The following is a 20,323-nucleotide window of genomic DNA, read 5'->3' as shown; positions in this document are numbered from 1 at the left end:
GCCGCGGTCAGGCCCTGAGCGCGGCGACTGCCGAGCGCGCGAGCTCGTCCGCGTACCCCTTGGGCAGGGGCGTACGGACCACGACGAGGCGCCAGTACAGCGGGCCGACGACCAGGTCGAGGGCCTTGCCCGGGTCGGTGCCCTCGGGGAGTTCGCCGCGTGCGACGGCCTCGCGGACGATCTGGGTCATGACGCCCTGCTGTCCGTCGAGCAGCACGGTCTTGACGGTCTCGGCGATCTCGGGGTGCCGTGCGGCCTCGACGAGCAGGTCGGGGATGACCTGGGAGGCGACCGGGTGGCGCAGGGCGTGCGAGGCCACTTCGAGGAGGGCGCGCACGTCCCCGTACAGGGAGCCGCTGGCGGGTGCCGGCAGGCCCTGGGCGGCGAAGGCGCCGACGAGGTCGAGGACGAGGGCGAGCTTGGACTTCCAGCGCCGGTAGACGGCCGTCTTGCCGACCCCGGCGCGGCGCGCGATGCCCTCGATGGACATCCGGGCGTAGCCGACGGCCGCGAGCTCCTCGAAGACGGCGGCGCGGATGGCCTCGGTCACGTCCTCGCGGAGTACGGCGGCTCCGGCGGGGGCGCGGCGGGGGGTCGGATCGGTCATGGACGGCATCCTAACGAACCGCGACATCCCGACCGCGTTACGACGAGACGGTTGCGTTCCGACGTGCGGGCGTCCTAACCTCCCCGTAGCGACGATACGGACCCGTTCCGTCGTTGGCAGGCGGACGCACCCCTGCCCGCCACGCCCGGACAGCCGCACGCCCGCACCGCAGACCCGCAGACCCGCACCGCAGGCCCGCACCGCAGACCCGCAGACCCGCACCGCAGGCCCACAGACCCGCAGACCCGCACCGCAGGCCCCCGCACCGCAGACCCGCAGACCCGCAAACCCGCACCGCAGGCCCTCCCACCCCCCACCGAAAGCGTCCGCGCCCCCCGCACCCTCGTCGAAAGCGCCCGCCCGTGACCACCACCCTCGCCCCACCCGCGCAGCCGGCCGCCCCCGCGGAGCGGGAGGACCTCGGCGCCCTCGCCCGCCGACACGGCCTGAGCGTCAGCGGGGCCCGCCCCTCGCTCCCCGCCTATGTGCGGCAGCTCTGGTCCCGCCGCGACTTCATCGCCGCCTTCGCGACCGCCCGCCTCACCGCCCAGTTCAGCCAGGCGCGCCTCGGCCAGGTCTGGCAGGTGGCGACCCCGCTCCTCAACGCGGCCGTGTACTACCTGATCTTCGGCATCCTGCTGAACGCGAAGAGCGGCGTGCCCGACTACGTCCCCTTCCTGATGACCGGCATCTTCGTGTGGACCTTCACGGCCAACACGGCCCAGGCCGGCACCCGGGCGATCAGCGGCAACCTGGGCCTGGTCCGCGCCCTGCACTTCCCGCGCGCGAGCCTGCCGATCTCGCTCGCGCTCCAGCAGCTCCAGCAGCTGATGTTCTCGCTCGCCGCGCTGGTCGTGATGCTGGCCTGCTTCGGGGAGTTCCCCACCTGGAGCTGGCTGCTCGCCGTCCCGGCGCTGTTCTGCCAGGCGCTGTTCAGCACGGGCGTCGCGCTCGCCCTGGCCCGGGTCGCGGCCCGCACCCCGGACATCAGCCAGCTGATGCCGTTCGTGCTCCGGACCTGGATGTACGCCTCGGGAGCGATGTGGTCGATCCAGAACCTGGCGAGCAGCGGGCGCTTCCCGGAGGCCGTGGTCCTCGCGCTCCAGTGCAACCCGGCGGCGGTCTACATCGACCTCATGCGCTTCGCGCTGATCGAGAGCTACACCCGGGCGCAGCTGCCGCCGCACGTGTGGGCGCTCGCCGCCGGCTGGGCCGTGCTGGCCTTCGCGGGCGGTTTCATCTGGTTCTGGAAGGCGGAGGAGACGTACGGCCGTGGCTGACACGCACCAGCGAGCACAGGGAACCCCCACCGTCATCGCCGACGGCGTCCACATCACGTACACCGTCCACGGCGGGCACTCCGGCGGCCGGGGCGGCGCCACCGCCGCGCTCGGCCGGATCATGCGCCGCGGTACGGCTCCGGCCGGCCGCCGGGTCCATGCCGTGAAGGGCGTCAGCTTCGTCGCGTACCGGGGCGAGGCAATTGGCCTGATCGGTTCGAACGGATCTGGCAAATCCACCCTCCTGAAGGCGATCGCGGGCCTCCAGCCGGTCGACCGGGGGGCGATCCACACCCAGGGACAGCCCTCCCTCCTCGGTGTGAACGCGGCCCTGATGAACGATCTGACCGGCGAGCGGAACGTGATCCTGGGCGGCCTCGCGATGGGCATGACCCGTGCGGAGGTCCGCGAGCGCTACGACGGGATCGTCGACTTCTCCGGCATCAACGAGAAGGACGACGCGATCTCCCGCCCGATGCGGACGTACTCCTCCGGGATGGGCGCCCGGCTGCGCTTCGCCATCGCCGCCGCCAGGAGCCACGACGTGCTCCTCATCGACGAGGCCCTGTCGACCGGCGACGCGCGCTTCCGCCGCCGCAGCCAGCAGCGGATCGACGAACTGCGGGCGGAGGCGGGCACGGTCTTCCTGGTCAGCCACTCGAACTCCACGATCACGGAGACCTGCGAGCGGGCGCTGTGGCTGGAGGCGGGGACGCTGCGGATGGACGGTCCGGCGAAGGAGGTGGTGGCGGCATACGAGGAGTTCACGGCCAAGCCGGAGACCAAGAAGACCAACAAATAAGACATAGCGGTCTAAAGTGCGGTGGGATGACGAACGATCAGCCGCAGCCGGACCCCCTCCAGTCGCCACCCCGCTCCGCGAGCGAGCCCCCCGCCCTCACCGGGTCCCCCTTCGACTCGGACACCTTCACCTCCGCCACCTTCGTCACCGTCGGCCGCGGCCCCCACCTCGCCCTCGCCGCCGTCTGGCTCCTCACCCGGGCCGGGATGCTCCTGCTCCTCGCCCGAGACGACCTCGGCATCGGCGGGGTCGGCCGCGAGGTCGCCCTCTACCAGCACTGGTACGGGATGTTCGCCGACGGCACCTTCCCGCCCGGCGACGTCACCTGGCAGTACCCGCCCGGCGCGGGACTCGTGATCATGTCGCCGGGCATCCTCCCCTGGCTCAGCTACTTCCAGGCCTTCGTCACCCTCACCGTCCTCGCCGACGCCCTCGTCGCCCTCGCCCTCACCCGGGCCGACAGCGCCCGCCTCACCCACGGCGCCTGGATCTGGGTCTGCGGCCTCCCCCTCCTCCTCCATCTGCCGCTCGCCCGGTACGACGTCCAGACCACCGCCCTCGCCGTGCTCGCGCTCCTCGCCCTGACCGCCCGCTCCACCGCCGCCCACCAGCTCGGCGGGGCGCTCGCCGGGATCGGCGCCATGGTCAAGGTGTGGCCGGCGCTCGCCCTGATCGGCACGCCCCGGGGCCGTACCACCCGGGAGGCCTGGACCGCCGCCGCCGTCACCGCGCTCGCCCTCCTCGCCACCCTGGCGCTGTTCTTCTCCGACTCGCTGGGCTTCCTGCGCCAGCAGGGCAGCCGCGGCATCCAGATCGAGTCCCTGGGCGGCACGGCCCTCGCGGTCGCCCGCGCCACCGGCGTCTGGCCCGGCAGGGTCGAGTTCCGCTACGGGGCCTTCGAGTACGTCGGCCCGTACGTCTCCACCCTCGGGCACCTCGCCCTGATGCTCACCGTCATCGCCTTCGGCTGGCTGCTCCTGTGGCGCCTCACGGCCCACCGCTGGACCCCCGCCACCCCGCTCGACGCGGCCTTCGCCGCCGTCCTGCTCTTCACCGTCACCAGCCGGGTGATCAGCCCCCAGTACATGATCTGGCTGCTCGGCCTCGCCGCCGCCTGCCTGACCTCCCGCCACACCGTGATGCGCCCGGTCGCCCTGCTGCTCCTCCCGGCGGCCGCGCTGAGCTCCCTCGCGTACCCCGTCCTCTACGACGAGGTCGTCGCCGGCACCCCCACCGGCGTGGCCGTCATGGTGCTCCGCAACGCCCTGCTCCTCGCGGCGGCCCTGCTCGCCGCCCGCCGTCTGTGGACCTCGACCGCCGGCGGGCCGCCGGCCGAATGAACCCACCCTCGCGGGAGGGAAGTTGGGGAGCTCCACCGTGTCGTAGGCTCGTCCGGAAAGCGCTGTCAGCACCTGGCAGCGGCTGACAGAGCGGGGGAGGCTCTCATCGGTACCGGCGTCGACGACATACTCACGCCCCTGGGCCCCGACGACCCCCGGGAGATCGCCGGATACCGGCTGGTCGCCCGGCTCGGCGCGGGCGGCATGGGCACCGTCTACCTCTCGCACACGCGGGGCGGCCAGCCCGTCGCCCTGAAGCTGATCCTGCGCGAGTACGGCCAGGACCCCGAGTTCCGGCAGCGTTTCGAGCAGGAGGTGCAGGCCGCCCGCCGGGTGCAGGGCTACCACCTGGTGCCCGTGGTCGACCACGACACCTCGGGCACCTCCCCCTGGCTGGCCTCCGCCTTCGTCCCGGGCATCGCGCTGCACGACGCGCTCGGCGCCTTCGGGGCGCTGCCCCTGACCACCGTCTTCCCGCTCGTCGGCTGCGCGGCCCGGGCCCTGACCGCGATCCACGCGGCCGGGGTCGTCCACCGCGACCTGAAGCCGAGCAACATCATGCTCGCCCCCACCGGCCCGTTCGTCATCGACTTCGGCATCGCCCGGGCCGCCGACGCCACCCAGATCACCCGCAGCGGGCGGATCATCGGCACCCCGCAGTACATGTCGCCGGAGCACGCCCTCGGCGAACCGGTCACCCCGGCCGGCGACGTCTTCTCCCTCGGCCTCATCGCGGCGGTCGCCGCCACCGGACGCCACCCCTACGGCGACGGCGGGGCGTTCACCGTGGGCACCCGGATCGCCAACACCGCCCTGCGGCCCCCGGACCTCGACGGCTACCCGACGGAGCTGCGCCCGCTCCTGGAGCGCTGCCTCACCGCCGACCCGGCGGACCGCATCACCCCCGCCGAGCTGACCGACTGGTGCGAGCGCGCCGCGGGACGCCCGCTGACCGCGCTCGGCGACTGGCTGCCGGCCCCCGTGGCCGCGGCCGTCGACCGCCGCGTACGGGCGGCCGCCCGTCCGCCGCGCCCGGACGACGGCACCGTCCCGGCGGACGAACCGACCGTGCCGCCCCTGGCCACGGCCCCCGGAACCGCCCCGGGCGGCACCGGGCCCACCCTGCCGCCGCCCATCCACGAGCCCACCCTGCGGGACAGCACCCCGCCGCCCGGCACCGGCCCGACGCAGGCCTTCGCACCGCCGACCGGCACCGGCCCCACGCAGCCCTTCGCGGCGCCGACCGCCGACGCGACCCACACCTTCGCACCGCCGGCCGCAGGACCGACCCCGCCGCCGGGTTTCGGGTCCCAGCCGCGCTACAACCCGCCCGCCGCCCCCCGGCACTCCCCGCGCCGGCAGACACAGATCGCGGTCGCCGCGACCGTCGCCGTCCTCCTGGTCGTCGGCACCTGGCGCGTCGCCCAGATGTTCGGCGGCGACGGGGACGGCGGCGACGACGCCCGCGGCGGCGGCAGCACACCGACCGCCGACCGGACCCCCGGCCCCACGAAGGACCAGGGGAGCACCGCCCCGAAGACCACCACCCCGACGCCGGCCGCCGACGACGCCGGGTACACCCTCGTCTTCGAGGACCGGCCCTTCGCCCTGCGGGCACCCGCCGAACCGGAGATCGCCGGGGTCGACCTCGACGTCCCCGAGATCAAGGGCACCGGCGACTTCAACCGCTGGGACTCCGAAATCATCATGAGCGAGGTCTCCGGCGGCGACTGGGAGTTCCCCAGCGGCCTGGGCAAGAGCGCCGGAAAGACCGCCCGCCAGTGCCTGGAGGGCTCCCAGGGCGATGTCCTCCCCCAGGAGATCGAGGCCGACAAGCTCCGCGAGGAGATCCCCGTCGGCACCCTCCTGTGCGGAAAGACCAGCGACGACCGGCTCGCCATGCTGGAGATCACCAAGATCACCAAGAACGCCGAGAACGACCTGCCCAACTACTTCGCCCAGCTCACCGTCTGGAAGCTCTAGGGGAGGGACCATGCCGCTGGAACGGCACCTCACCGCGGACTTCGAGCGGGCCGCCTTCCTGGTGGACCTCTCCAACGTGGTCCGCGACCGGACGCTCGGCGGCCGGGCGGGCCGCTCCCTGCACCGGCTGCGGCTGGTCGTCGACGCGGCCGCCGCCCTCGCCCGCGACCCGGACGTCCCGCTCTACCTCGTCTCCGACCGCAGCCTGCGGCTCGGCGGCCGCCACGAATGGGCGGACCCGGAGGAGGCCGAGCGGCTCGGCCGCTGGGTGGGGCGCGGTCTCGTCGAGGAGCTCGGGGACGCCGACCAGCGGGTCCTCGAACTGTGCGAGATGACCGGCATCCCGGTCATCTCCGGGGACTTCTTCCGCGACGCCCGGCTCGCCTACCGCTGGATCCAGGGCAACACCGACGACTTCCTCCGCCCGGCCCCCGGCCCCGACGGCACGGTCGTCCTGGAACCCCGCGACATGGGAGTGGCCTCCGCCCTGGCCATCTCCCGGAAGCTGGAGGAGTCGGCGCTCAAGGAGAAGGGCCTCCTCGACCGCCGCCGCAAACCGCTCTCGGAGGTCGTGCGCCGCAACTGGCGCTGCCCCGACCCCCACTGCACCCTCTACGACACCGGGCGCGGGAGCCTCGCCCTGCTCCCCCGGATGCGCGGCGGCGTCCCCCGCTGCGAGCAGCACGGCAGGCCGCTGCTCGACGCCGGCCCCCGGACGGCGACGGCCCAGCTCAAGCTGCTCCTCGACGGGGAGCCGGTCGAGCGCTTCACCCTGGAGGACGGCACGACCGTCCGGGTCGGGCGCGCCCCGGGCCCCGGCGGGATCTCGCTGCACGGTCTCGTCCCGGCGGAGCGGACGGCCGGTCTCAGCCGCGCCCATGTCGAGCTGCGGATCTCCGGCGGCACGATCCACGTGCGCGACCTGAGCAGCTACGGCACCCGGCGGCGGACCACCGCGCGCCGCACCGGCCCCGACCCGTGGACGCCCCTGGTGCCGGGCCGTGACCACGGCTTCCACGGCGGCGACGAGCTGGAGCTGGTCCGGGGCGTGGTCCTCGCGCGCAGCGGGCGCCGCTTCCCGACGGAGCTGGCGCGGCGCTGGCTGAGCCGGAGGCCGCCGGAGGAGCCGGACGCGGCGACGACGACGTACGTCTGAATCCGGGGCAAGACGGGAAACGACATCCGCGCGAACACGGGGAAGGGCCCCGCCGGAACACCGGCGGGGCCCTTCCCTCTCAGACCGTCAGCTGCGTGAGCTCGGACCGTCAGCTGCGTGAGCTCAGAACGTCAGCTGTGCGAGCGCAGCAGCGTCCGCATCGTCCGCATGGCGACCGACAGGTTCGCCAGGTCGAAGGTGTCCGAGCCCTGGATCTCCTCCAGGGTCGTCCGCGCGCGGCCCAGGATCGCCGCGTTCTTCTCCTCCCAGGCCTTGAACCGCTCCTCGGGGCTCGTGGTGCCGTTGCCGACCGTCAGGACGTCGGCGGTCAGCGCCGCGTGCGCCGCGAAGAGGTCCTCGCGGATCGAGGCACGGGCCATCGACTGCCACCGGTCGCTGCGCGGCAGCTCGATGATCCGGTCCATCAGGTCGGTGATCCGCAGCCGGTCGGCCAGGTCGTAGTAGACCTCGGCGACCGCGAGCGGCTCCTTGCCCATGCGGTCCGCGATCGCGACGATGTCGAGCGTCGGGAAGGCGGAGGAGAAGCCGGCGACCCGCAGCGCGAGCTCCTCCGGCACGCCGACCTCGGTCAGCTCGTCCAGGATCGACTGGTACCACTCCAGGTCCGCGCCGCGCAGCAGCTGCGGCAGCTGCGCCCAGACCTCCTCGACGCGGTCCGCGAAGAACTCGATGGTCTCGGTGAGCTGGAGCGGCTGCGGCCGGTTGTTGAGCATCCAGCGGGTGCCGCGTTCGACGAGCCGGCGGGAGTGCAGCCGCATCCGGGTCTGGATGTCGGCCGGCACCACGTTGTCGAGGGCCTCGACGGCGTCCCAGACCTGGCCGAGGCGGAAGACGACCCGGGCGGCGGTCTGCGCGCGGACGATCTCCTCGATCGACGCTCCGGTCTCCTCGCGGAGGCGGTGCAGGAAGGTCGAGCCACCGGTGTTGACGGTGTCGTTGACCAGGACCGTGGTGATGATCTCGCGGCGCAGGGCGTGGCTGTCGACGGCCTCGGTGAACTTCTCGCGCAGCAGCGTCGGGAAGTACGCGTGGAGCAGCCCGCGCAGGTACGGGTCGTCCGGCAGCTCCGTACCGATCAGCTCGTCGGCCACCGTGATCTTGGTGTACGCGAGGAGGACGGCGAGCTCGGGCTGGCTCAGGCCCCGGCCGTTGTTGAGGAGCTCGCGGATCTGCCGGTCGTTGGGCAGGAACTCCAGGGAGCGGTCGAGGGCCCCGTCGCGGCCCAGGCGGCGCAGGAACCGCTGGTGGGCGTGGAGCAGGGACGGCGACTGGGCGACGGCGTTGGCCAGGGCGGTGTTCTGCGCGTAGTTGTTGCGCAGGACGAGCGCGCCGACCTCGTCCGTCATCTCGGCGAGGATCTTGTTGCGCTGCTTGACGGTCATGTCGCCCTCGGCGACGAGCCCGTTGAGCAGGATCTTGATGTTGACCTCGTGGTCGGAGGTGTCGACGCCGGCGCTGTTGTCGATGGCGTCGGTGTTGACCTTGCCGCCCTGGCCCTCGGGGCCGCCGGCGCGGGCGAACTCGATGCGGCCCAGCTGGGTCGCGCCGAGGTTGCCGCCCTCGCCGATGACCTGGGCGCGGACGTCCTGGCCGTCGACGCGGATGGCGTCGTTGGCCTTGTCGCCGACGTCGGCGTTGGACTCGGCCGAGGACTTCACGTACGTGCCGATGCCGCCGTTCCACAGCAGGTCGACGGGCGACTGGAGGATCGCCTTCATCAGCTCGGCCGGGGTCATCTTGGTGACGCCGGCCTCGATGCCGAGGGCGGCCCGCATCTGCCCGTTGACCGGGATGGACTTGGCGCTGCGGGGGTGGATGCCGCCGCCCGCCGAGAGCAGCGAGGTGTCGTAGTCCGCCCACGAGGAGCGCGGCAGGTCGAAGAGCCGGCGGCGCTCGGCGTACGAGACGGCCGCGTCCGGGTTCGGGTCGATGAAGATGTGGCGGTGGTCGAAGGCGGCGACCAGGCGGATGTGCTCGGAGAGCAGCATGCCGTTGCCGAAGACGTCGCCGGACATGTCGCCGACGCCGACGACGGTGAAGTCCTCGGTCTGGGTGTCGTGGCCCAGCTCGCGGAAGTGCCGCTTGACGGACTCCCAGGCGCCGCGGGCGGTGATGCCCATGCCCTTGTGGTCGTAGCCGGCGGAGCCGCCGGAGGCGAAGGCGTCGCCGAGCCAGAAGCCGTACGACTCCGCGACGCCGTTGGCGATGTCGGAGAAGGTGGCGGTGCCCTTGTCGGCGGCGACCACGAGGTACGTGTCGTCCTCGTCGTGGCGGACCACGTCGACCGGCGGCACGACCTCGCCCGCGACCAGGTTGTCGGTGATGTCGAGGAGCGCCGAGATGAAGGTCTTGTACGAGGCGATGCCCTCGGCCAGCCAGGCGTCGCGGTCCACGGTCGGGTCCGGGAGCTGCTTGGCGACGAAGCCGCCCTTGGCGCCGACCGGCACGATGACGGTGTTCTTCACCATCTGCGCCTTGACCAGGCCGAGGATCTCCGTACGGAAGTCCTCACGGCGGTCGGACCAGCGCAGGCCGCCTCGGGCGACCTTGCCGAAGCGCAGGTGGACGCCCTCGACGCGCGGGGAGTACACCCAGATCTCGAAGGCGGGGCGCGGGGCCGGCAGGTCGGGGATGGCCTGCGGGTCGAACTTCATCGACACGTAGGAGTGCGGCTTGCCGTCGGCCGCCGTCTGGAAGAAGTTCGTCCGCAGCGTCGCCGTGATGACGGTGAGGAAGGACCGCAGGATCCGGTCCTCGTCCAGGCTCGCGACCTGGTCGAGGGCGGCGTCCAGCTCCTCGAGGAGCGCGTCGATCAGCTCGGTGCCGGCACGCTGGCGCTCCGGGGCCATGCGGGCCTCGAAGAGGTTGACGAGCAGCCGGGTGGTGTGGACGTTGTTGCGGAGGGTGTCCTCCATGTAGTCCTGGCTGAAGGTGGCACCGGCCTGGCGGAGGTACTTGGCGTAGGCGCGCAGCACCATCGCCTCTCGCCAGTTGAGCCCGGCGGAGAGGACGAGCGAGTTGAAGTTGTCGTTCTCGGCCTCGCCGGTCCAGGTGGCGGCGAAGGCCTCCTGGAAGCGCTCGCGGGCGTCGTCGCCGAAGTAGTCCCCGCCGTTGCCGGTCGCGACCGGCATCCGCAGGCCGAAGTCGTAGATCCAGGCGTGGGTGCGGTCGGCGCAGCGCAGCTCGTACGGGCGCTCGTCGGTGACCTCGACGCCGAGCCGGTTGAGGACCGGCAGGACGGCGGAGAGGGAGATCTGGTCGCCCGTCTTGTAGATCTTGAAGCGGCGCTCGCCGGGGCCGGCGACGACCGGCTCGTACAGGGAGAGCGCGAAGTCCTTGCCGCTGCCGGCGAGGGCCTCCAGGTGGACGAGGTCGGCGACGGCCGCGCGCGGCGAGTGGTCGGCCTTGTAGCCCTCGGGGAAGGCGTTGCCGTAGCGGCGCAGCAGCTCGGCGGCGCGCTCCTCGCCGCACTCGGCGTTGAGGGCCTCGCCGAAGCCGTCGGCCCAGGAGCGGGCGGCCTCGACGAGCCGGTTCTCGATGCGGTCGACGTCGGCGTCGGTGAGCTTCGCCAGCTCGGTGCCGGGCTTGACGCGGACGACGAAGTGCAGACGGGAGAGGATCGACTCGGTGTTCCAGGCGGTGAAGTCGACGCTGGTGCCGTCGAGCTCCTCCTTCAGGATGTCGATGAGCCGCAGCCGGACGCGGGTGGTGTAGCGGTCGCGCGGCAGGTAGACGAGGGCCGAGTAGTAGCGGCCGTACTCGTCCTGGCGCAGGTAGAGCCGCAGCCGGCGCCGCTCCTGGAGGTACAGGACGCTGGTGACGATGGACTGCAGCTGGTCGACCGGGGTCTGGAAGAGCTCGTCGCGCGGGTAGGTCTCCAGGATCTGGAGCAGGTCGCGGCCGTCGTGGCTGTTCGGCGAGAAGCCGGCGCCCGCGAGGACCTCCTGGACCTTGCGCTTGACGACGGGGACCCGGCGGACGGACTCGGTGTAGGCGGCGGACGAGAAGAGACCGAGGAAGCGGCGCTCGCCGATGACGTTGCCGTCGGCGTCGAACTTCTTCACGCCGACGTAGTCGAGGTACGAGGGGCGGTGCACGGTCGCCCGGCTGTTGGCCTTCGTCAGGATCAGCAGCTTGTGCTCGCGCGCCTTGGCGCGGGCGTCGGCGGGCAGCCGGCTGAAGGAGGGCGAGACGGGGTGGGCGTGGTGGCCCTGGTCGTCGGCGCCGTGCTGCGGGTCGGAGCGCAGGATGCCGAGGCCGGTGCCGGGGACGGCGGACAGGGCGTCGCCGTTGACCAGCTCGTACTCGCGGTAGCCGAGGAAGGTGAAGTGGTCGTCGGCGAGCCAGCGCAGCAGCTCGCGGGCCTCCTCCACCTCGGTCGGGCGCAGGTCGGAGGCGGTGGGCTCGGCCGACAGGCCCTCGGCGATGCGCAGGGCGGCATCGCGCATCTTGTCCCAGTCCTCGACGGTCTCGCGGACGTCGGAGAGGACGCGCAGCAGGTCGTTGGTGATCTGCTTGAGGTCGGCCTTGTCGGTCTCGCGGTCGATCTCGACGTGGATCCAGGACTCGGTGAGCGCGTCGTGCGGCAGCTCGCCCTGGATCTGGGCCGACAGGACCTCGATGAGCTTCCCGGCGACGTCACGGCGGACGAGGACCTGCGGGTGGATCACGACGTGGATGCCGCGGCCCTGGCGGGACAGCTCGTTGGTGACGGAGTCGACGAGGAACGGCATGTCGTCGGTGACGACCTCGACGACGGAGTGGCTGCTGGTCCAGCCGTTCTCCTCCACCGTCGGGGTGTGGACGCGCACGCTCGCGGTGCCCTGCGGGCGGTTCTCCGCGAGCCGGTAGTGAGAGAGCGCGGCGCCGAACACGTCGACCGGGTCGCGGTCGGCGAGGTCCTCGGGCGCGGTGTGCAGGTAGTAGCGCTGGAGGTAATCGAGCACGGTGTCCCGGTCCGGACGCTCCCCAGAGCCCTCCGGGCCCGTCGGAAGTCGCCCCCCGACCGGGCTGTGCTCAGCTACCCGGGCGGCCCTCTCGAGCAGCTCGGCCTTTGCTTCGTCCAGCTTGGTCTGCATGTCCTCTGACTCCTGTCGCGCGCCGTTGCGTGACGTCGGTGGAAGAAAGGACACAACGCCACGACGCGGTGATTCCGGTCGAAGTCGACGTTATGCCCGGATGAGAGATGCCCAGGTCGTTATCGGCCACGGAACGCGGCACGCCCGGACGGAGAGGATCGGCGAACGCACGGTCGGCCCGGCCGCTGTCGCGGTCCGGGCGGCAGCCGGGGGCTTCACTGCCCCCCTGGCGTATCGCGCTGATCACGGCAAAAGCCTATCGCCCCCGACCCCCGAACCGTCATGAGCCGTATGCGTACAAAAGAGCGGGGGAAGTTTGACGATATGGACAGCGACACGTGTCTCCTCGGCAAACCACCACGCCGGAGGCACCCCGTGCGCAACCATGGGCACAGCACGACAGACCGACCATCTGTGATCTGGGAGAGCCATGGCGAAGATCCTGATCGTGACCGGGGACGCGGCGGAGTCGCTGGAGGTGATGTACCCCTACCAGCGGCTTCTGGAGGAGGGCTACGAGGTCGACATCGCCGCTCCGGCCCGCAAGACGCTCCGCTTCGTCGTCCACGACTTCGAGCCGGGTTACGACACGTACACGGAGAAGCCGGGCTACACCTGGCCCGCCGACCTGGCCTTCTCCGAGGTCGACCCGGGGGCGTACGTGGCGGTGGTGATCCCGGGCGGCCGGGCACCGGAGTACCTGCGCAACGATCCGGAGCTCCGGAAGATCCTCAAGGCCTTCTTCGACGCCGACAAGCCGGTGGCCCAGATCTGCCACGGCCCGCTGCTCACGGCGGCGATCGGCGGCCTGGAGGGGCGCCACGTCACGGCCTACCCGGCCCTGGAGCTCGACATGCAGTCGGCGGGAGCGACCTTCCAGGACAGCGCGGCGGTCGTGGACGGCCTCCTGGTCTCCTCCCGCGCCTGGCCGGACCACCCCACCTGGATGCGCGAATTCCTGAAGGTCCTCCGCGCGAAGGGCTGACACCCCGGGTGGTTGCAGGGGTTGTGGGCATACGTTCCGCAAGGGCGGAACGGGTGGGCACAACCCCCCACCGGGCCGCACCCGGCCCGCCTCGCCCGCCACCCACCACCGGAGGGACGCCGCCCCACGGCCACCCGCCCCACGGCCACCCGCTCCGCGGGAGAGGCGCCCGCTCCTAGACCAGCTCCTCCGCGACGGCGACGGCCTCCTCCAGGGAGTCCACCACCGGCACCCCGACCCGCGCGAGCGAAGCCCGACTGTGCGACCCGCCGGTGTAGAGCACCGCCCGCGCCCCCACATGCGCCGCCGCCACCGCGTCGTCCGCGGCGTCGCCGATGACGACGACCCGCTCGGCCGGGACGGCGAGCGCGTCGAGGTGCCGCACCATGTGCCCGGACTTCCCGTCGGTCGAGGCGTCGGGACGCCCGTCCACGCGGACGAACCGCTCGGCGATCCCGTACCGCCGCACGAGCGGTATCAGATCGGCGTGCGGCGCGAGCGACAGCAGCGACTGCGTGAACCCGGACGCCTGCCGGGCCGCGAGCAGCTCCGCCGCCCCGGCGGTGAGCCCGCAGGACTCGGCCCGCTCCCAGTAGTGCCGGTGGAAGGCCCCGTCCATGACGGTCCACTCCTCGTCCGTCGGCAGCCGCCCCATCAGGCGCTCGTAGAACTTCGGCACCGGCACCGTGTACAGCTCGCGGTACCGCTCAAGCGTGATCGTCTCGAGTCCGAGCTCGGCGAAGGCCGCGTTCGTCGCGCCGATCACTGCGCCGATGTCGTCGAGCAGTGTGCCGTTCCAGTCCCAGACCAGGTGCTTTCCGTGCTTCCCCATGCGAAGACGGTACCCGGCCCGACCGACAGCGAAGTCAGCCGAGCAGCCCCGGGATCTCCTGCACCCCGAACCAGAGCAGCTCGTGGTCCTCGGCCCCGTCCACGACGAACTGCGCGTCGTCGTCGCCCTGGTCCGCCGCGCCGAGCGCGTCCGCCGCCGCGGTGACGTCCGCCTCGGCGTCGTCCGCGTCGGCGTGCACGGCCGCGGCCTTCGTCAGCGGTACGGCTCCGGCGACGCGGACCTCGCCGAGGGAGCCGGCGTCGAGCCCGCGGTCGGGGTCGACGGTCGCGTCCTTGTCGGCCACGTCGACGGCGACGACGATCCGGCGCCGGGGCGCCTCGGGGTCACCGGCGAGGAGCCGCAGGGAGGCGGAGGCGGCCCGGTTGAGCGCCGCGTACTCGAGTTCCTCGATGTCGTCGGAGACGTACCACTCGCGCAGTGCGGGGGTGACGGCGTAGGCGGTCAGTGGACCGGGCCCCAGTTCGCCCGCCTTGTGCGCCTGTGCGAGACCGGGGAGGGTCAGAGGGACGTAGACGCGCATGGCAGGCCGCTTTCGTAGACGGAGAGCCCTCAGGATACGTGCGGAGTCCCCCTTCGGGGCGGCGGGCCGGACTTGCCGTCCGTCCACCGCGGAAGGCCGCGCGCCGAGCCGCCGGAGAGCCGATTTTCGACCGCGTCACCCGGATAGGTGATCCGATGTCGAGGGCGCTCCGGCGCGGCAGGGCCCTTGCGGGGCCCCGGAGTCCCCCCGTACAAGATCCCCAACGGAAGTTACCGACTGGTATCACTCGGTTACGCAACGACAGGGGCCCGCCATGAACGCCACGCTCACCACCACGCCCTCGCCGCTCCCCCGGCCCCGCCCCCGCAACGCCCCCGGCGGCCCGGCCGGCACGCGCCCGCGTGGTTCCGCCGGACCCCGTCCGCGCGGCTCCGCCGGCACCCGCCCCCGCACCCCCGCCCAGGGCGGCCCGCCCCGCACGCTCCCCCCGCACACCGTCTTCGCCGAGCGCCTGCTCGCCGTCCTGAGCGGGGAGCGGCCCGTGCACTGGATGCTCGGCCACACCGTCGGAGACGCGTACGAGCAGCTCGTCCGGCTGGCCCCGGAGACGCCCCTGCGCTCGCTCGGCCCCCGCCCGGTCCTCCGCCGCTGCTCGATCCAGGTGCAGCCGCCGCACACGGCGATCGAGGCCTTCGCGACCATCGCGACCGGCGCCCGCGTGCGGGCCATGGCGTTCCGCCTGGAGCGCGGCGAGGACCAGCGCTGGCGCTGCGCCGCCGTGGAACTGGACGGCCTCGGCGTGGCCGCCCGCCACCCATGACGAAGGGGCCGGCCGCCACCGGCGACCGACCCCTCCTGCACGTTCAGAACGTCACTTCTTGCGGCGACGCCCGCCGCCCGCGTTCTTCTGCGCCTTGCGGCGCTCCGCACGGGTCAGACCGTCGCCGGAGTCCGCGTCGTCGGAGGCGAAGTCGCCCTCGACGACACCGCCGTCCCCGTCCACGGTCGGCGCGGAGAAGTGCAGCCGGTCCGGCCGCTGCGGGGTGTCGAGCCCCTTGGCGCGGATCTCCGGACGCCCGGCACCCGCCGGCACGGCGTCCTCCTTGGCGAGCGACGGCGCGCTCGCCTGCACCGGGACCTCCTCGACCTGCTGCTCGACCTGGACCTCCAGGTTGAACAGGTAGCCGACGGACTCCTCCTTGATGCCCTCCATCATGGCGGTGAACATGTCGAAGCCCTCGCGCTGGTACTCGACCAGCGGGTCCTTCTGCGCCATGGCGCGCAGGCCGATGCCCTCCTGGAGGTAGTCCATCTCGTAGAGGTGCTCGCGCCACTTGCGGTCGAGGACCGAGAGGACCACGCGCCGCTCCAGCTCACGCATGATGTCCGAGCCGAGCTGCTTCTCGCGCGTCTCGTACTGCTCGTGGATGTCGTCCTTGATGGACTCGGCGATGAACTCGGCGGTGATGCCCGCCCGGTCCCCGGCCGCGTCCTCCAGCTCGTCCACGGTCACCTTCACCGGGTAGAGCTGCTTGAAGGCGTTCCACAGACGGTCGAGGTCCCACTCCTCCGCGAAGCCCTCGGCGGTCTCCTGGCGGATGTAGTCGTCGATCGTGTCGTCCATGAAGTGCTGGACCTGCTCGTGCAGGTCCTCGCCCTCCAGGACGCGGCGGCGCTCGCCGTAGATGACCTCGCGCTGCCGGTTGAGGACCTCGTCGTACTTCAGGACGTTCTTACGGGTCTCGAAGTTCTGGGTCTCGACCTGGGACTGCGCGGAGGCGATGGCACGGGTGACCATCTTGTTCTCGATCGGCACGTCGTCCGGCACGTTGGCCATGGCCATCACGCGCTCGACCATCTGCGCCTTGAACAGACGCATCAGGTCGTCGCCGAGCGACAGGTAGAAGCGGGACTCGCCCGGGTCGCCCTGACGGCCGGAACGACCGCGCAGCTGGTTGTCGATACGACGCGACTCGTGGCGCTCGGTGCCGAGGACGTACAGACCGCCGAGGTCCTTGACCTCCTCGAACTCCGCCTTCACGGCCTTCTCGGCCCGCTCCAGGGCGCCGGGCAGGGCCGCGGCCCACTCCTCGACGTGCTCGACCGGGTCCAGGCCCGCCTGGCGCAGCTCGGCCTCGGCGAGGTCGTCCGGGTTGCCGCCGAGCTTGATGTCCGTACCACGGCCGGCCATGTTCGTGGCGACGGTGACGGCGCCGCGGCGGCCGGCCTGGGCGACGATCGTGGCCTCGCGCTCGTGGTGCTTGGCGTTGAGGACCTCGTGCGGGATGCCGCGCTTGGCCAGCTGCTGCGAGAGGTACTCGGACTTCTCGACGGAGGTCGTGCCGACGAGGACCGGCTGGCCCTTCTCGTGCTTGTCCGCGATGTCGTCGACGACGGCGGCGAACTTGGCGACCTCGGTCCGGTAGATCAGGTCGGACTGGTCCTTGCGCTGCATCGGCCTGTTCGTCGGGATCGGGACGACGCCGAGCTTGTAGATCTGGTGGAACTCGGCCGCCTCGGTCATGGCCGTACCGGTCATGCCGGAGAGCTTGTCGTAGAGGCGGAAGAAGTTCTGGAGGGTGATCGTGGCGAGGGTCTGGTTCTCGTCCTTGATCTGCACCCCCTCCTTCGCCTCGATCGCCTGGTGCATGCCCTCGTTGTAGCGGCGGCCGGCGAGGATACGGCCGGTGTGCTCGTCGACGATCATGACTTCGCCGTCCATGACGACGTAGTCCTTGTCCTTCTTGAACAGTTCCTTCGCCTTGATGGCGTTGTTCAGGTAGCCGACGAGCGGGGTGTTCACCGACTCGTAGAGGTTGTCGATGCCCAGCCAGTCCTCGACCTTGGCGACGCCGGCCTCGTGGATGGCGACCGTGCGCTTCTTCTCGTCGACCTCGTAGTCGCCGGTCTCCTCGATGCCCTTGAGCGGGTTGCCGGGCTCGCCCTTGCTCAGCCGGGTGACCAGCTTGGCGAAGTCGCCGTACCACTTGGTGGCCTGGTCGGCGGGGCCCGAGATGATCAGCGGCGTACGGGCCTCGTCGACGAGGATGGAGTCGACCTCGTCGACACAGGCGTAGTTGTGGCCGCGCTGGACGAGCTCGTCCTTGGACCACGCCATGTTGTCGCGCAGGTAGTCGAAGCCGAACTCGTTGTTCGTGCCGTACGTGATGTCGCAGGCGTACTGCTCACGGCGCTGGGCCGGCGTCATGTTGGCCAGGATGCAGCCGACGGACAGGCCGAGGAACTTGTGGACGCGGCCCATCATCTCGGAGTCGCGCTCGGCCAGGTAGTCGTTGACCGTGATCAGGTGCACGCCCTTGCCGGAGAGCGCGTTGAGGTACGCCGGGAGGGTGCCGACGAGGGTCTTGCCCTCACCGGTCTTCATCTCGGCGACGTGGCCGAGGTGGAGCGCGGCGCCGCCCATCAGCTGGACGTCGTAGTGGCGCTGGCCGAGGACGCGCTTGGCGGCCTCGCGAACGGTCGCGAAGGCCTCGGGCATCAGGTCGTCGAGGCTCTCGCCGTCGGCGTACCGCTGCTTGTACTCCTCGGTGAGCGCCCGCAGGTCGGCGTCGGAGAGGTTGACGAAGTCCTCTTCGATGGAGTTGACCTGGTCCGCGATGCGGTGCAGTTTGCGCAGGATCTTGCCTTCGCCTGCACGCATGAGCTTGTTGAAGACGGACACTGAGGCTGGTCTCCTTGCCGGTCGGGCCTGGCACTGGGTCTTGTGATGGACGCGAGCGCGGGCACGGCAGGTGGTCCCCACCGCAACGGCCATCGTAAGCGAGACCGCCCTCGCACAGGGAGGCCCGCAGTGCCCGAGCCGTACGCCCGCCCGTAAAGAGAACGCACGAGGTGGGCGGAAGGTGCCGCCCCATCCGAAAAGTGTTCGCTTCCGGTCCGTGCGGTCACCACAATCCCGGCATGGATCCCATCACCCTCACCACCGACCGGCTGCGTCTGCGGAGCTTCGTCCCCGAGGACGTCGACCTCGTGTACGCCATCTGCCAGGACCCCGACATCCAGCGCTGGACCGTCGTCCCCTCCCCGTACAAGCGCGAGGACGCGGAACTCTTCGTCCACCGCCTCGTCCCGGACGGCTGGCGCGAGGACACCGAGTACGCCTTCGCCGCGGAGCCCGTGGAGGGCGGCCCGCTGCTCGCCGCGACCAGCCTGACCAGTCGCGGCGCGGGCGTCTGGGAGGTCGGCTACTGGCTGGCGAAGGAACACCGCGGCGCCGGGCACATGACCGAGATCGTCCGGGCACTGGCCCACTGGGCCTTCACCGGACTCGGCTGCACCCGCCTGATCTGGCGCGCCGAGGTCGGCAACGCCGGCTCGCGCGCGGTGGCCGAGCGCGTCGGCTTCGTCCTGGAGGGCGTCCAGCGCGCGGGCCTCGCCAACAAGGGCACGCTCCGGGACGCCTGGGTCGGCGCCCTGCTCCCCTCCGACTTCGGCCTGCCGAGCCCCCTGCCGTACCTCCCGGCCCGTGACGTCTGAGCGCTCCCGCTGTCAGTGGCGGGGCCTAGGGTGCGGTCCATGACGACTGCGCCGCGCCCCGCCGCCGAACTGTCCGCCGACGACGCACGCAGGATCGCCCTGCGCGCCCAGGGCTTCCTGGGCGCGCCCGACCGCAGGGCCGGGGTGCGCGGGGTCCTCCGCTCGCTCGGGCAGGTCCAGCTCGACACCATCTCGGTCCTCGCCCGCTCGCACGAGCTCATCCCGTACGCGCGCCTGGGCCCGGTGGGCCGCCCGGCGGTGGAGAAGGCGTACTGGTCGACGGGGTCCGACAGCGCGCCTCCGGCACGACCCAACGCCTTCGAGTACTGGTCGCACGCCGCCTGCATCCTGCCCGTCGAGGAGTGGCCGCACTTCGCCTTCCGCCGGCGCGCCTACCGCGACCGGCCGCACTGGGGACACGAGTTGTCGGCCGGGGCGTACGAGAAGGTGATCGACCAGCTGCGGGACCAGGGCCCGCTGACGGCGACCGAGCTGGGCGGCGCGAAGAACAAGGGCGAGTGGTGGGACTGGTCCGACAGCAAGATCGCCGTCGAGCGGGCGCTGATGTACGGCGAGGTCGTGGTCACGGAGCGGCGCGGCTGGAAGCGGGTGTACGACCTGGCCGAGCGGGCGATCCCGGAGGCGCTGCTCCACGACGACCTGGACGACGCCGAGTGCGTGCGGCGCCTGGTGCGGCAGGCGGGCGAGGCGCTCGGCGTCGGCACGCGCGCGGACATCGCCGACTACCACCGGATCAAGGCCGAGCAGTTCGACGCGGCGGTGGAGGCCTCGGGCCTGGTGCCGGTGACGGTGGCGGGCTGGGGGAAGCCCGCCTGGGCGGATCCGGCGGCGCTGGCGACGGAGCCGCGCGGCCGGCACCGCACGACGCTGCTCTCGCCCTTCGACTCGCTGATCTGGGAGCGGCCCCGCACGGAGCGGATCTTCGGCTTCACGCACCGCCTGGAGGCGTACGTGCCGAAGCAGAAGCGGATCCACGGCTACTTCGCGATGCCGGTCCTCTCCGGGGGCAGGCTCGTCGGCCGGGTGGACCCGGCGCGGGAGGGCCGGACGCTGGTGGCGAAGCAGGTCTCGCTCGACGGCCCCAAGGCCGTGCCGGCGGTGGCGAAGGCCCTGCGCGAGGCGGCCGAGTGGGTGGGCTGCGACGCGGTGACGGTGGAGCGGGTGGACCACCCCGACCTGGCGAAGGCCCTGGTGGCGGCCCTGGACTGACCCCGGACGG

At 72.0% G+C, this 20,323-nt stretch carries 14 protein-coding genes; 9 read left to right on the top strand and 5 right to left on the bottom strand.

Annotated features, from left to right (window positions below; all coding sequences use genetic code 11):
* Positions 1-7: 7 nt before the first annotated feature.
* Positions 8-607: a TetR/AcrR family transcriptional regulator gene (locus tag ACF07V_RS12080; protein WP_392153483.1), complete on the bottom strand. Its 600-nt coding sequence runs from the start codon at positions 605-607 to the stop codon at positions 8-10.
* 362 nt (positions 608-969) lie between these two features.
* On the opposite strand from ACF07V_RS12080, the gene ACF07V_RS12075 reads away from it, so the two are divergent.
* From ACF07V_RS12075 to ACF07V_RS12055, 5 genes are all read left to right on the top strand, one after another.
* The gene (locus ACF07V_RS12075; RefSeq protein WP_392153482.1) at positions 970-1,887 is read left to right on the top strand and encodes an ABC transporter permease; all 918 of its coding nucleotides are present in this window, start codon (positions 970-972) and stop codon (positions 1,885-1,887) included.
* A complete protein-coding gene (locus ACF07V_RS12070) occupies positions 1,880-2,689 on the top strand; it encodes an ABC transporter ATP-binding protein (protein WP_392153480.1) in 810 nt (269 codons plus the stop codon). The genes ACF07V_RS12075 and ACF07V_RS12070 overlap by 8 nt, the downstream gene beginning before the upstream one ends.
* Positions 2,690-2,715: 26 nt before the next feature.
* The gene (locus tag ACF07V_RS12065) at positions 2,716-4,029 is read left to right on the top strand and encodes a glycosyltransferase 87 family protein (RefSeq protein ID WP_392153479.1); all 1,314 of its coding nucleotides are present in this window, start codon (positions 2,716-2,718) and stop codon (positions 4,027-4,029) included.
* 105 nt (positions 4,030-4,134) lie between these two features.
* The gene (locus ACF07V_RS12060; RefSeq protein ID WP_392154176.1) at positions 4,135-6,012 is read left to right on the top strand and encodes a protein kinase; all 1,878 of its coding nucleotides are present in this window, start codon (positions 4,135-4,137) and stop codon (positions 6,010-6,012) included.
* 10 nt (positions 6,013-6,022) lie between these two features.
* The gene (locus ACF07V_RS12055; protein WP_392153478.1) at positions 6,023-7,168 is read left to right on the top strand and encodes an FHA domain-containing protein; all 1,146 of its coding nucleotides are present in this window, start codon (positions 6,023-6,025) and stop codon (positions 7,166-7,168) included.
* Positions 7,169-7,299: 131 nt separating this feature from the next.
* On the opposite strand, the gene ACF07V_RS12050 is transcribed toward ACF07V_RS12055, so the two are convergent.
* Positions 7,300-12,267, bottom strand: a complete 4,968-nt coding sequence (locus tag ACF07V_RS12050; protein WP_392153477.1) for an NAD-glutamate dehydrogenase — start codon at positions 12,265-12,267, stop codon at positions 7,300-7,302.
* Positions 12,268-12,697: 430 nt separating this feature from the next.
* Between ACF07V_RS12050 and ACF07V_RS12045 the strand changes: the two genes are divergently transcribed.
* Positions 12,698-13,252: a DJ-1/PfpI family protein gene (locus ACF07V_RS12045; protein ID WP_392153475.1), complete on the top strand. Its 555-nt coding sequence runs from the start codon at positions 12,698-12,700 to the stop codon at positions 13,250-13,252.
* 175 nt (positions 13,253-13,427) lie between these two features.
* Here the strand turns inward: ACF07V_RS12045 and ACF07V_RS12040 are convergent, their stop codons facing one another.
* Both ACF07V_RS12040 and ACF07V_RS12035 read right to left on the bottom strand, forming a co-directional pair.
* Entirely contained in the window at positions 13,428-14,084 is a 657-nt protein-coding gene (locus ACF07V_RS12040; RefSeq protein ID WP_392153474.1) for an HAD family hydrolase, read from the bottom strand.
* Between the two features lie 34 nt (positions 14,085-14,118).
* Positions 14,119-14,625 carry a DUF6912 family protein gene (locus ACF07V_RS12035; RefSeq protein WP_392153473.1) on the bottom strand — a complete coding sequence of 169 codons (507 nt, stop codon included), beginning with the start codon at positions 14,623-14,625 and terminating at the stop codon, positions 14,119-14,121.
* A gap of 274 nt (positions 14,626-14,899) precedes the next feature.
* On the opposite strand from ACF07V_RS12035, the gene ACF07V_RS12030 reads away from it, so the two are divergent.
* Positions 14,900-15,406, top strand: a complete 507-nt coding sequence (locus ACF07V_RS12030; protein ID WP_392153471.1) for an Rv3235 family protein — start codon at positions 14,900-14,902, stop codon at positions 15,404-15,406.
* 51 nt (positions 15,407-15,457) lie between these two features.
* Here ACF07V_RS12030 and secA read toward each other — a convergent pair whose 3' ends face one another.
* Positions 15,458-18,268: a preprotein translocase subunit SecA gene (gene secA / locus ACF07V_RS12025; protein WP_392153470.1), complete on the bottom strand. Its 2,811-nt coding sequence runs from the start codon at positions 18,266-18,268 to the stop codon at positions 15,458-15,460.
* A gap of 239 nt (positions 18,269-18,507) precedes the next feature.
* Here secA and ACF07V_RS12020 point away from each other — a divergent pair, with 239 nt between their 5' ends.
* Together ACF07V_RS12020 and ACF07V_RS12015 are read left to right on the top strand one after the other, a co-directional pair.
* Positions 18,508-19,083: a GNAT family N-acetyltransferase gene (locus ACF07V_RS12020; protein WP_392153468.1), complete on the top strand. Its 576-nt coding sequence runs from the start codon at positions 18,508-18,510 to the stop codon at positions 19,081-19,083.
* 39 nt (positions 19,084-19,122) lie between these two features.
* On the top strand, positions 19,123-20,313 hold the full coding sequence (locus ACF07V_RS12015; protein ID WP_392153466.1) for a winged helix-turn-helix domain-containing protein: 1,191 nt from the start codon (positions 19,123-19,125) through the stop codon (positions 20,311-20,313).
* Positions 20,314-20,323 lie beyond the last annotated feature (10 nt).

It is taken from the genome of Streptomyces sp. NPDC015661 (genome assembly GCF_043077765.1).
Taxonomy (GTDB): Bacteria; Actinomycetota; Actinomycetes; order Streptomycetales; family Streptomycetaceae; genus Streptomyces.
Note: the sequence above shows the minus strand (reverse complement) of the source record. Positions and strands in the feature narration are given on the sequence as shown.

Coding starts and splice junctions, on each gene's coding strand:
- ACF07V_RS12050 (WP_392153477.1), bottom strand. CDS start 12,267: ATGCAGACCAAGCTGGACGAAGCAAAGGCCGAGCTGCTCGAGAGGGCC.
- ACF07V_RS12020 (WP_392153468.1), top strand. CDS start 18,508: ATGGATCCCATCACCCTCACCACCGACCGGCTGCGTCTGCGGAGCTTC.
- ACF07V_RS12015 (WP_392153466.1), top strand. CDS start 19,123: ATGACGACTGCGCCGCGCCCCGCCGCCGAACTGTCCGCCGACGACGCA.
- ACF07V_RS12030 (WP_392153471.1), top strand. CDS start 14,900: ATGAACGCCACGCTCACCACCACGCCCTCGCCGCTCCCCCGGCCCCGC.
- ACF07V_RS12035 (WP_392153473.1), bottom strand. CDS start 14,625: ATGCGCGTCTACGTCCCTCTGACCCTCCCCGGTCTCGCACAGGCGCAC.
- ACF07V_RS12080 (WP_392153483.1), bottom strand. CDS start 607: ATGACCGATCCGACCCCCCGCCGCGCCCCCGCCGGAGCCGCCGTACTC.
- ACF07V_RS12055 (WP_392153478.1), top strand. CDS start 6,023: ATGCCGCTGGAACGGCACCTCACCGCGGACTTCGAGCGGGCCGCCTTC.
- ACF07V_RS12045 (WP_392153475.1), top strand. CDS start 12,698: ATGGCGAAGATCCTGATCGTGACCGGGGACGCGGCGGAGTCGCTGGAG.
- ACF07V_RS12040 (WP_392153474.1), bottom strand. CDS start 14,084: ATGGGGAAGCACGGAAAGCACCTGGTCTGGGACTGGAACGGCACACTG.
- ACF07V_RS12065 (WP_392153479.1), top strand. CDS start 2,716: ATGACGAACGATCAGCCGCAGCCGGACCCCCTCCAGTCGCCACCCCGC.